Source organism: Bacillus sp. MHSD_36, from assembly GCF_030757775.1.
Classification (GTDB): domain Bacteria; phylum Bacillota; class Bacilli; order Bacillales; family Bacillaceae_G; genus Bacillus_A.
In genome coordinates, this window is record NZ_JAVBIS010000008.1 from 1 (window position 1) to 12,583 (window position 12,583).

The 12,583-nt window shown below is 37.1% G+C and carries 6 protein-coding genes, 8 tRNA genes and 1 pseudogene; 13 read left to right on the plus strand and 2 right to left on the minus strand.

The window, feature by feature from the left end; genetic code table 11:
- The first annotated feature begins 9 nt into the window (after positions 1-9).
- The 10 genes and pseudogenes from Q9B79_RS23075 (at position 10) to Q9B79_RS23120 (ending at position 2,915) form a co-directional block, all read left to right on the plus strand.
- Positions 10-85 (plus strand) — tRNA-Phe (locus Q9B79_RS23075).
- A gap of 14 nt (positions 86-99) precedes the next feature.
- Positions 100-175: transfer RNA gene (locus tag Q9B79_RS23080), tRNA-Thr, on the plus strand.
- A 10-nt stretch (positions 176-185) separates the two neighbouring features.
- Positions 186-261 (plus strand) — tRNA-Lys (locus Q9B79_RS23085).
- Positions 262-274: 13 nt separating this feature from the next.
- Positions 275-345 (plus strand) — tRNA-Gly (locus Q9B79_RS23090).
- A 10-nt stretch (positions 346-355) separates the two neighbouring features.
- Positions 356-432, plus strand: a tRNA-Ile gene (locus Q9B79_RS23095).
- A 7-nt stretch (positions 433-439) separates the two neighbouring features.
- Positions 440-514, plus strand: a tRNA-Asn gene (locus Q9B79_RS23100).
- A 7-nt stretch (positions 515-521) separates the two neighbouring features.
- Positions 522-612, plus strand: a tRNA-Ser gene (locus Q9B79_RS23105).
- A 5-nt stretch (positions 613-617) separates the two neighbouring features.
- A tRNA-Glu gene (locus Q9B79_RS23110) sits at positions 618-689 on the plus strand.
- 184 nt (positions 690-873) lie between these two features.
- Positions 874-1,611: pseudogene (locus Q9B79_RS23115) on the plus strand (anti sigma factor C-terminal domain-containing protein); the annotation flags it as partial.
- 359 nt (positions 1,612-1,970) lie between these two features.
- On the plus strand, positions 1,971-2,915 hold the full coding sequence (locus Q9B79_RS23120; protein WP_000715339.1) for an L-lactate dehydrogenase: 945 nt from the start codon (positions 1,971-1,973) through the stop codon (positions 2,913-2,915).
- A 173-nt stretch (positions 2,916-3,088) separates the two neighbouring features.
- On the opposite strand, the gene Q9B79_RS23125 is transcribed toward Q9B79_RS23120, so the two are convergent.
- Together Q9B79_RS23125 and Q9B79_RS23130 are read right to left on the minus strand one after the other, a co-directional pair.
- Entirely contained in the window at positions 3,089-7,312 is a 4,224-nt protein-coding gene (locus Q9B79_RS23125) for a S8 family serine peptidase (RefSeq protein ID WP_306187993.1), read from the minus strand.
- Positions 7,313-7,344: 32 nt separating this feature from the next.
- Positions 7,345-7,950 (minus strand): CalY family protein, encoded by a 606-nt coding sequence (locus Q9B79_RS23130; protein ID WP_306187995.1) that lies wholly within the window; start codon positions 7,948-7,950, stop codon positions 7,345-7,347.
- 469 nt (positions 7,951-8,419) lie between these two features.
- Here Q9B79_RS23130 and glgB point away from each other — a divergent pair, with 469 nt between their 5' ends.
- The 3 genes from glgB to glgD are packed head-to-tail and all read left to right on the plus strand — an operon-like array spanning position 8,420 to position 12,488.
- On the plus strand, positions 8,420-10,357 hold the full coding sequence (glgB, locus tag Q9B79_RS23135; protein ID WP_306187997.1) for a 1,4-alpha-glucan branching protein GlgB: 1,938 nt from the start codon (positions 8,420-8,422) through the stop codon (positions 10,355-10,357).
- Positions 10,305-11,435, plus strand: coding sequence for a glucose-1-phosphate adenylyltransferase (gene glgC, locus Q9B79_RS23140; protein ID WP_306187999.1), 1,131 nt, complete (start codon positions 10,305-10,307; stop codon positions 11,433-11,435). Before glgB ends, glgC begins: the two co-directional genes overlap by 53 nt.
- Positions 11,436-11,453: 18 nt before the next feature.
- Positions 11,454-12,488 (plus strand): glucose-1-phosphate adenylyltransferase subunit GlgD, encoded by a 1,035-nt coding sequence (gene glgD / locus Q9B79_RS23145; RefSeq protein ID WP_306188000.1) that lies wholly within the window; start codon positions 11,454-11,456, stop codon positions 12,486-12,488.
- Positions 12,489-12,583: the final 95 nt, after the last annotated feature.

A 12,583-nucleotide genomic window follows, 5' to 3' on the forward strand; every position in this document is an offset into this window, starting at 1 on the left:
TTACATAAAGGCTCGGTAGCTCAGTCGGTAGAGCAGAGGACTGAAAATCCTCGTGTCGGCGGTTCGATTCCGTCCCGAGCCACCATTTTGAAGTCGCAAGCCGACTTAGCTCAATTGGTAGAGCAACTGACTTGTAATCAGTAGGTTGGGGGTTCAAGTCCTCTAGTCGGCACCACTTTCAAAATGAGCCATTAGCTCAGTTGGTAGAGCATCTGACTTTTAATCAGAGGGTCGAAGGTTCGAGTCCTTCATGGCTCACCATTTACAATTTAATGCGGGTGTAGTTTAGTGGTAAAACAAGAGCCTTCCAAGCTCTGGTCGAGAGTTCGATTCTCTTCACCCGCTTTTCAATTATGGGCCTATAGCTCAGCTGGTTAGAGCGCACGCCTGATAAGCGTGAGGTCGATGGTTCGAGTCCATTTAGGCCCACCATAATTGTTCCGCAGTAGCTCAGTGGTAGAGCTATCGGCTGTTAACCGATCGGTCGTAGGTTCGAGTCCTACCTGCGGAGCCATATTTATAGAGAAGTACCCAAGTGGCTCAAGGGGCTCCCCTGCTAAGGGAGTAGATCGCGAACGCGGTGCGAGGGTTCGAATCCCTTCTTCTCTGCCAGAACTGGCCCGTTGGTCAAGTGGTTAAGACACCGCCCTTTCACGGCGGTAACACGGGTTCGAATCCCGTACGGGTCATACTAAAAGAGATAGCATAATCTGCTATCTCTTTTTTGTTGTGTAAAAGTGGACTTTGAGTAGTCTGCTTTTTTTATGGATTTCTTGTATACTTTTTTCTATTTAGATCGTCTAACTAATAGAAAGGAGAGAGCGATGGAGTATGAAAAGGTCATTATAGAATCATCTAGAAGCATTTATAGATACTTCTAACGGTTTATTTAAAAGCACGATAGAGTATAAAACATATAAGGTTATTGAGGGGAAACCTGTTAAGTGGGAAGATGAAGTGTATGAGTATAAAGTTTGGAATACATTTCGCCGATTATCGGATGTAAACCCATTAACAATAGCAGATAATGTTGTAATGGGGAATGAGCGTATTAATAAGACGAGTGAATTGTACAATAATCAAACAATGGAAAGAGAGATGCAATTTTATCTGCCATTTTCTTCATATAATAGTTATATAAATGATATAGAGAAAGTAAAAGGTGAAAATAAAGTAGCTGAATTGGCTATATCTTTTGATAAACCACATAAGGTGTCTGAAATAAAAAAGATGCTGCCAGAAGGGATTCATCCTGTTTGGTATTGGGTAGATACGTATGATGATAAAAAATCATATTCTATTAATGATATGACCGAAAGTGCTTATAATGTGTACGGCTTTAAAGCAAAACCAGGTGATATCGAATTGGGAAATGGGACAGAAAAAGATTTTCTTTTAGCAATTCAAAGTGGAATGGAGAAAAAGGGAAAGTATTATGAGGAGTATGAGCGCATATATAACTACCTAAAAGGAAAGAAAACAAAACCAAGTGAACAAGATGTAAAAGTTATTGGAGTGGTCGTAACAGGAACGGCTGCGGATTTACAGAAGTTAAATGGTCAAAATTATGTAAAGGCTGCTGTATTAGGAGCTACCGCGGAAAATAAATAATATATAGAAGAAGCTGTCTATCAATAGGTGTGATCTACTGAAGACAGCTTTTTTATGCTGTTATTATTGTGGTTTTTATCGGTAAGTCGATATAATTTTACTTACCAACAAAAACATAAGAAAAACCCTTTCACAATCTAAAGAAAACGCCTCCATTGAAATGGATTCCACACCTATTCCAATAACTTTACACTTTATGTGAAAAAGTTCACAAATAGGTCATAATTTGTGAAGTAATTCACAATGATACGTGCTACAATATGAATGTAAAGAAGTTAAACAACATTAAATTAGTATTTTAATTAATTACTTAAACAATCATAAAAAATAGATGTGAACAATAGAGAGGGGAAATTAACATGAAAAAAGGTATCAATCGTGTAGTATTAGTAGGAACAGGAGCTGTAGGTTGTAGTTACGCTTACTCAATGATCAACCAAGGTGTAGCTGAAGAATTCGTATTAGTAGATGTTAATGAAGCAAAAGCAGAAGGGGAAGCAATGGACTTAAGCCATGCGGTACCATTCTCTCCATCACCAACAAAAGTTTGGAGCGGTAGCTATGCAGATTGTAAAGATGCAGATCTAGTTGTTATCACTGCTGGATTACCACAAAAGCCAGGTGAAACTCGTTTAGACTTAGTTGAGAAAAATACAAAGATCTTTAAACAAATCGTTCGCGGTATTATGGATAGCGGATTCGATGGAATCTTCTTAATCGCAACTAACCCAGTTGATATTTTAACTTACGTAACTTGGAAAGAATCTGGTCTACCAAAAGAGCGCGTAATTGGTTCAGGTACTACTTTAGACTCTGCTCGTTTCCGTTACATGTTAGGTGACTACTTAGATGTAGATCCACGTAACGTTCATGCTTACATCGTTGGTGAACATGGTGACACTGAACTTCCAGTATGGAGCCACGCTACTATCGGTGTACAAAAACTAGAAACAATTTTAGCTAACAACGAACAGTACAAACAAGAAGACTTAGATAAAATCTTCGAAAATGTACGTGATGCAGCTTACCATATCATCGAACGTAAAGGTGCAACTTACTACGGAATCGGTATGTCACTACTTCGTGTAACTAAAGCAATCTTAAACAACGAGAACAGTGTATTAACTGTATCTGCATACCTTGAAGGCCAATATGGTGAGAAAGATGCTTACGTAGGTGTTCCAGCTGTTATTAACCGCGAAGGTGTACGTGAAATCGTAGAACTTGAGCTAAATGAAGAAGAAAAAGCGAAATTCGCTCATTCTGTAAAAGTATTAAAAGAAACAATGGCACCAGTACTATAATAATTACTAAATAATCCAGAAGTGGGGAGCTGCTTCTTACTTCTGGATTTATATATAATTTAATATAAATTCCTTTTCCGGTTCCCCTTGTATATCCCCAATATACCCCTTTTGCTGGATCAGGGTCGTTTATAGAAAAGAGCACTCTATTTTATGTAGAGTGCTCTTTATGATTATTTTTTAGGAGTTAATCCTAATTTCTTTAAAATATCTGCCAGTGTACCGCTTTTTGATTTTTCAACAGGTGTTTGCGATTTAGATGCATCAGGACCTTTTTTCAAGAAATTCTTTTCAACGAAGCGAATATCTTTTTCGTCGACAATGCCATCTTTGTTAAGGTCGCCGTCTTTCACAGATAGTCCTTTTTTACCATAGTTGCTAGCGATCATTTCAGCATCTTTTATATCAATTACTTTATCGCCATTTACATCCCCTGCAAGGTTTTCATCAAGGCGTGCATAATAATATTGGCCGAGCAGTTTACCATCTTTTTCAGTACCTAATTTCGTTGTTAGTCGGCTTGTTAAATGCCCTGGTACTTCTACATATAAGTTGTAGTCGCGTTTATTAACAGGAAGTCCATTTAATTTGAAGTACCCGTATTTATCTAGTGAGCCTTCAAACTTATGACGGTAAGAATCCGCTGCATATACTTTTACGCCAAGCTTTGTATAATCGAATTTTTCATCTAAATATCCACGTTCATTTAAGAATGCACCAGGTTTAATATTACCTTCTACTAGTGAGTTTAAGGACATTACTGAGAATGATTGATCTTGAAGGACACGCATTCTATTTGGCTCTGTTTCTCCTGGTTTCCAGTATACAAACACTGGTGACTCTAATTGAGCATTTGCTTCATAAAACTCATCGTTTTCTACTTTGAACGTTACATCAATGAACGGGAAATCACCATCTAATCCAGCGAAGTTTTTGTCATCGATAGCACCGCCAACTGTAACAGAGCCTGCTTCTAGCTTCGGTTCATTTACTTTTGCTGTTACCCCTTTTTCAGAAAGGAGTTTTTCAAAAGCAGGATTGAATTTCGCATTTGCAAATTTGAAGTTCTTTTCTAGGAATTTCACGTTAAATTCTCCAGCAACAAATTGTTTTACGTGTTTCGCATTTAGGGTTACTGTGAACTCGTCACCTTTATATAATTCTTTTTTATCGTAACTAGCCTTTGCATATTGAGCACCTTGTGGGATAAACCAATAGTTATTTACACCGCTCGGATAGTCAGGACCTGCAGTTGCATAATCGAAAATATATACGCCTGTGTTCATTGGACCTTCGACTTTAAAGGATTCAGGAGTAATGCCAACTTTAAAGTCACCATTTGCATTAATAGGTAAAAACTTATGCAAGTATGGAGAATAGTCATAATACATAACTCCGTTTGCTTCTTGCGTAATGTTTAATCCTTTTCCTTTTAAGTAGTCAACATTCGAATCATACACATTTCCTTTAATCCATAATGCCTTTTTACCGTCTTCTACTGTATAGTTTTCTTCATTTAATTCATAAATACCAGGTTTTAATCCAGTTAATTTTACTTCTGGCGGTGTATTATCAATTACGACATAATCACCTTTCACACGTGCTTTACCATCTTTATCATAGCCAACAAATTCAATTGTGTAATCGCCTTCTGGTAAGTCGATTTTCTCATCACCAATTGGTTTTGCAGGATCATTTGTGAAAGGATATACTTTTCCGTTAAAGAATGAATCTAAGTAGTAATAAACATCAGTTTGTAGTCCACTCGTGTTGACTGTTCCAAGGAAGCCAAGAGCCTTATTTGTTTTGGAATCTTTCACGATAAGGTCTAGCGTTTCAAGATTGCTATTTAGCTGGAATGCCCCGTGCACATATGATTCGCGGTAAGGATTAAATGTAGTTGTATCCGTTGAAATAGCTTTTCTAGATAGAACTGCGTCTTCAAGACCAGGCTCTGATACACGAATAGAGAACGGAATTTGATACGTTTCTTCTTTATTTTTCGTATTTGTAATATGAATATATCCTTCATATCGACCTTGCTTCACGCCGGCAGGAATATTAATTTTTGCTTCAATTTCATCTGATTTACCAGCATCAATCGTAATCGTTTCAGCAGTAGAAACTTTTACACCGTTTGCAGTAGCATCGTTAATAGAAGAAGATGCTGGTGTATAAGAAATTTCTGTTTTAAATTCTTTCTTCTCTTGTTTATTACGGTTTTCAACTTTAATTTTTCGTTTTTGTTCAATTGATTCCCCGTCTTTTTGATAAAACTTACCGAATGCAATGGATCCAGTTTCTTCTGATACTTCAATCACTTCATCATTTACAATTGTTTTTGTCGTGTCTAACACTTTAAAACTTGTTTCCGTATGAACAGAGTTATAAGCATCTACTCGTCCTGCTCCCACTTCATATACGGAATACTTTTCTTTTAAATCATCAGCAGTGTTCATAAGAGACGCTTTTACATCGAATGGAGAGTATTCTGGGTGTTCTTGTAAAATAAGAGCAGCGACACCAGCAATATGAGGAGAAGCCATGGATGTTCCTTGCATACGTTCATAGGAAACATCGTAGTTTTCACCTTCTTGCGGGTCGTTAATATATTCAGGTACGGTTGAAAGTACCGCAACACCAGGCGCTGTAATATCAGGTTTAATATCATCATTTGATGTAACAGGACCGCGTGAGCTAAAGTCTGCAAGATGATCGCCTTCTGTTTGAATGTAATTGATTTCATCGAAAGTTAAGGATGTTTTGCCTTGTTCAATTTGAGCTTTTAGTTTTTCGCCATCTTCTTTCGTTAGGCGGAATGCTGGAATGTATTTTGTACTTTCGCCAACGTAGAAAGGAATTTCTCCGTCCACATTGTTATAAATAATAACGGCCTTTGCACCTGCTTGTTTTGCATTAGCAATTTTTTCATCAAATGAGAGTGTACCGCGTGCAACGAGAGCGACTTTTCCTTTTACGTCTTTTTTACTAAACTCGTCAGGAGTACCGATTCCTACAGATTCAATAGGTAAAGATTGTCCTTTGAAATCTTCTATTTTATCAGTGAAGTTTTTGCCGAATAAAATGAGGTTAGGGAATTGTAATTGTCCAGCATGACCTGATAGTTTCGGTAAGGAAATAGAGCTATCACTTGCTCCAACTGTAATAGCAAATGGAGAAGCACCTGGTGATCCGAGTGTCGCTGGATTTGGACCAGAGTTGCCAGCAGCAACGACTGTAACAACACCCGAAAGCATCGCATTGTTGACAGCGATAGACGTTGGATCAAGCGGATTGTTGCTATCGTCACCTAACGATAAGTTAATGACGTTCATACCGTCAGAAATAGATTTATCGATTGCAGCGATAATACCAGAACTATCTCCGCTTCCGTAAGGACCGAGTACACGATAGTTATACAGTTCAATGTCAGGCGCAACACCTTTTACAGCTGAATCTGATTTGTTTTTCTTTTGCGCAGAAACGATACCTGCTACGTGAGTACCATGCGCAGTGTAGAAGGAAGAACCACGATTATCAAATTCAGGAGCACCAGATTGTTGCCACTCTGTATAAGTTGTTTCCATCGGATCTGCATCGTTATTAATAAAATCCCAACCCTTTACGGAGTTTGGATCTACCTTACTAGAATCTTCACCTGGTTTTGCCCGATAGCCTTTATACACGTCTTTTAAGTCAGGATGATTGTAATCAATACCTGTATCTAATACCCCAACTTTAATTCCTTTTCCGGTAATGCCCTCACTATGTAGCTTATCGACTCCAATTTGCGGAATGCTATCTGTTAGTTTTTGAGGTGCTTTCTGCTCTGTTTGTTTTGGTAAATTTAATTTCACTTCGTAATCTTTCCAAATACGTTTTACAACGCCAATGCGTAACAATTCTTCAACTGTATTTGCAGGTAATGTCAGAGCAACACCATTTGTTGCATGTTTATAAGAACGTTTAATTTGTACAGATTGGAAATTCCCTGATTTTACTGACGTGCTAAATTGATAAAGACGTTTGAGTCCTTTTTGAAATTCTTCATGTTCTTGATCAATACGTGCTTTTATATTTTCAGGAGCAGCTTGTAATCCTTTTTCTTTTTGTTTTAATTCATTAATCTTTACTGGAGCAGTTTGAAATTCTACAATGATATTTACTGGTTCAGAACTACTCGTATTAATATCTGGCGAAATCGTAAAACCAGGGTTTGCATCTAACGTTTGTAATGCCTGACGCTGTTCTTTAGAAAGTTTTGATAGTAAAGACTGGGCGTTTGAAGAGTCAATTTGGTTAATAGGGTTTTCAGCAAGCACATTGAACGGAAGGGCAGTTGAAAATAGAACGCCAGCCGTTACAATTCCGGTAACAAAACGATTTTTCTTTTTCATGTATAGGCCTCCGATAAGTTATATTTTAAAAATTATTTCTCCACGCCAGGTGTTTGCTCTGCATGGAATGTCCAGTTTAGCTGTAAGGAATCACCCTGGAATTTATTTTGATCTTGGTCGTTGTCTTCAAAGGAGAAGAGCACGTGTAAGTAGTCTGTTTCACCAGATTTAATACCATCTATTAAGTTATGACGTTCTAAAGAAGTAGCTACATCCTCAGGTTTCATAGTTTTTAATTCTGATAGTTTTGTTTCCCACAAAATTTCGTGATCATCGTTTGGATTAGATGGCTTTCCATCATTCACTAAAAATTTGACGATGATGTGATTGCCTAAATCTTCACCATCATTATTTTGCTTTGCATCTGTAACTTCATAGGATGTTTCAAGTGCTACTTTCGCAATATCTAATTTTCCTTTGTTTTCAAGCTTGAAGTTTCTTTCAATCAAATCACCTGGCTTTAAATCTTTCACATTAACAATTACACTTGGATTAATAGAAAGATCTAATGTACCAGCTTGAAATGAGTTACTAGATGTTTCAGAATCACTGAAATAGGCGAATACACCGCCGAATGTAAGGGATAAGCCAAGTGAAGCTGTGACAACTCCCATCCCAACCTTTTGTTTTAATGACATAAGAAAGCCCCCTAATTAAATTTTTATAGTGACTGTTCGTAACAAGGATAAATAAGTAAACATAGTAGTCCGCTATGAATTGTAGTTACGAAAAGTCGTTGTTCTTTATTGAGAACAAGTATATGCTTATGAATTTTCCATTTCAATAAAATTATGACAAAAAATGTTGAGAAACATTTTTTTATGACAGATTATTTTGGTACGATTTTAAGTGATACCTGACATGTAAAATAGGATAAAACCAATAAAATAAAGGTTGAGAAATAAATGATAGGATGAAAGACTAGTAAAAAATGAAGCGTTTTCAATGAATATTCGTCAAAATTCGATATTTTATATGGAAATGTGAAAAAAAACCAACATTTTTAAGAAAAAAACGTATGTTTTTTATAAATTAACAAGGATATTTCAGTTTTTCACAGAATTTATAAAGTATAAAAAATTCTGTCATCTTAGTGAGGTGAGCATATTGAGTGTAATAAATTGTGAAGAAGTGAAACGAGATGAGTTTCATACAGAAAAGTACTATGAAAGTTATAACATCTTTGGTGCACATGTTGTGACGGAAGATGAGATGCGAGGTGTACGATTTACAGTATGGGCTCCTCATGCGAAAGCAATGAGTGTTGTGGGAGATTTTAATGAATGGGATTATGAGCAACATAAGATGCTACAAGTGACAGAAGAAGGAATTTGGTCCTTGTTTATACCGCATATTGAAGAAAGAGAAATATATAAATATGCGATTGAAACAATGACTGGTGACGTTATTTTTAAGGCAGATCCGTATGCTGTGTATGCAGAAGTAAGACCGAATACGGCATCTGTAGTTTTTGATATAAAGGGATACGAATGGGATGATAAAAACTGGAGTCGTAAGAAAAAGAAAAAATCGGTTTATAAAGAAGCGATGACAGTTTATGAATTACATTTCGGTTCTTGGAAAAAGAAAGAAGACGGAACGCTGTATTCTTACAGGGAAATGGCAGAAGAACTCATTCCTTATGTGGTGGAACATCAATTTACACATATTGAAATTATGCCGCTTGTTGAGCATCCATATGATCGGTCTTGGGGATACCAAGGGACGGGATATTATGCAGCAACGAGTAGATTCGGCACGCCACATGATTTGATGTATTTTGTCGATGAATGTCATAAATATGGAATCGGTGTCATTTTAGATTGGGTGCCGGGGCATTTTTGTAAAGATGCTCACGGTTTATATTTGTTTGATGGGACACCGACTTATGAATATAAAGATAAAGATGTGCAAGAAAATCTAGTATGGGGAACTGTCAATTTTGATTTAGGAAAGAGAGAAGTACGTAATTTCTTAATTTCAAATGCGTTATTTTGGATGAGATATTTCCATATTGATGGTTTCAGGGTGGATGCAGTTGCAAATATGCTGTACTGGAAGAAAGAAGGACAGGAGCAAAGTAATGAGCACGCTGTTTCATTTTTACGAGAGTTAAATGAAGCGGTGTTTGCAGAAGATGAAGATTTTCTTATGACAGCAGAAGATTCAACAGCTTGGCCACTTGTAACAGCCCCAACGTATGAAGGTGGGCTTGGATTCAATTACAAATGGAATATGGGCTGGATGAATGATGTACTGAAGTATATGGAATGTGCGCCTGAGTACAGGAAGTATATTCATGAAAAAATGACGTTTTCTTTAATATACGCTTACTCTGAAAATTTCATATTACCGCTTTCTCATGATGAAGTCGTTCATGGGAAAAAGTCGTTATTAAATAAAATGCCAGGAGAGTACTGGGATAAGTTTGCTCAACTTCGTTTATTATATGGATATTTCTTTACTCACCCAGGAAAGAAATTACTTTTCATGGGAGGAGAATTTGGGCAGTTTGATGAGTGGAAAGACCTTGAAGATTTAGATTGGAATTTACATGATTTTGAAATGCATCGTTATATGCATGATTACTTTAAAGAGCTCATAGCATTGTATAAGCGCTCCAAACCACTTTGGCAGCTTGATCATTCGCCTGAAGGATTTCAGTGGATAGATGCTAATAATCATGAGCAAAGTATTTTCTCATTTATTCGCCAAGGGGATAAACAAGAAGATGCGTTAGTTGTCGTATGTAATTTTACGAAAGCTACATATGAAAACTATAAAGTAGGTGTACCAGATTTCGAGTATTATAACGAGATTTTAAATAGTGATGCTGAGCAATATGGCGGATCAGGGCAAGTAAATAAGAAACGTCTGAAGGCGATTCAAGAACCGTTTCATAATCAAGCAGCACATGTAGAAATTACAATTCCACCATTTGGCGTATCCATATTACGACCAGTGAAGACGAGAAAGGGGAGCAAAAAACAAGATGGCTCAAAAACAAAAGTGCGTAGCAATGTTACTAGCAGGGGGAAAAGGTAGTCGATTAAGTGCATTAACAAAAAATTTAGCCAAGCCAGCTGTTCCATTTGGTGGCAAATATCGCATTATTGATTTTACGCTAAGTAACTGTGCGAATTCTGGTATTGAAACGGTTGGGATTTTAACGCAATATCAACCACTTGAACTTCATAATTATATCGGAATTGGCAATGCGTGGGATTTAGACCGAGTAAGCGGTGGAGTCACAGTGTTACCTCCCTATGCGGAGTCTTCAGGTGTGAAGTGGTACACAGGTACGGCAAGTGCCATTTATCAAAACTTAAACTATTTAAGTCAGTACGAACCAGAGTACGTTCTTATTTTATCAGGCGACCATATTTATAAGATGGATTACAGTAAAATGCTAGATTACCATATTGAGAAGGAAGCGGATATTTCTATTTCTGTTATTGAAGTACCTTGGGATGAGGCGAGTCGTTTCGGTATTATGAATACGAACGAAGAGATGGAGATTGTTGAATTTGAAGAGAAACCGCAATTTCCAAGAAGTAATCTTGCATCAATGGGAATTTACATTTTTAACTGGGCAATTTTGAAAGAGTATTTAGAGATGGATGCAAGAAATCCTGAATCTAGTAATGATTTCGGAAAAGATGTACTTCCGCTTTTATTAGATGAAGGGAAGAAGTTGATGGCGTATCCGTTTGAAGGATATTGGAAAGATGTTGGAACAGTGAAGAGCTTATGGGAAGCGAATATGGATTTACTGCGTGATGAAACATCACTAAATTTAAACGATCGTAATTGGCGTATTTATTCTGTAAATCCAAATGAGCCGCCTCAATACATTGCAGAACAGGCAAAAGTAGAAGAATCACTTATTAACGAAGGGTGCGTCATTGAAGGGGACGTGAAGCATTCTGTATTATTCCAAGGGGTGACGGTAGAAGAAGGTAGTATGGTTATTGATTCTGTCGTTATGCCAGGAGCGAAGATTGGAAAAAATGTTGTGATTGAAAGAGCAATTGTTGGATCGGAAATGGTTATTGAAGATGGAACAATTATTCGTCCGGAAAAAAATGTTGACGATGTAGTACTCATTGCTGAAGGGAAATAGAAAAGGGGGATGAAATGAATGGGAGAAAAAATGTTAGGAATTATTAATGCAACGGGAAGTTTTCCTTCCTTAAAGAAAGTAACAGGGCATCGTTCACTAGCGGCGTTACCGTTTGGGGGCCGTTATCGACTCATTGATTTCATGCTTTCAAATATGGTGAATTCTAATATTCATAGTGTAGCGGTTTTTACAAGTCATAAAAACCGCTCGTTAATGGACCATGTTGGTTCAGGAAAACAGTGGGATTTAGATAGAAAAAGAGACGGACTGTTTTTATTCCCGCCAAATTGCCAATGTGACCAAGATGAATTTGGGTCTTTTGCGCATTTTAGAAGACATATTGATTATTTTCTGAGAGCTAGAGAAGAATACGTTGTTATTACGAATAGCCATCTCGTAACAGCATTAAATTTCCAGGCAGTGTTAGAGCGACATATACATACGGCAGCCGATATTACTGAAGTTTGCCATGAAGGGGTTTCGCTTCAAACATACGTGTTAAAGAAACAATTACTGTTAGATTTATTTGAGTCATATAAAGATGTGGAGCAATATAGCTTATTCGATGTGGTGAGAGAAAAGCGCGGAAAATCACTGCATATTGCTACGTATGAGCATACAGGATATGTAGCTATTATTGATTCGATTGAAAGTTACTATAAACATAGCTTAGAAATTTTGAAGCCTGCTATTTGGAAGCAATTATTTAAGAAAGAATCACCGATCTTTACGAAAGTAAAAGATGAACCACCAACTCGTTACTTAAAGGGTGCAGCCGTGAAAAATACAATGATTGCAAACGGCAGTATTATTGAAGGGGAAGTAGAAAACAGTGTCATCTCCCGTTCTGTTAAAATTGGAAAAGGTTCAATTGTTCGTAATAGCATTATTATGCAAAAGAGCCAAATTGGAGATAACTGTATAATAGACGGTGTTATTATTGATAAAGACGTGAAAATTGGTGACGGTGTTGTACTAAAAGGAAACGCTGATGAGCCATACGTTGTAGAAAAAGGAAGCGTTCAAAACAGTACGATTAATAGTTATTCTTAAAAGAATCAGTGGGGGCTTCCTCCACTGATTAAAGTTTTAATTCAAATGAAAACTCGAAGGGAGGAAGCTGCAAGGGAAGTAGTATAAGCTTTTCG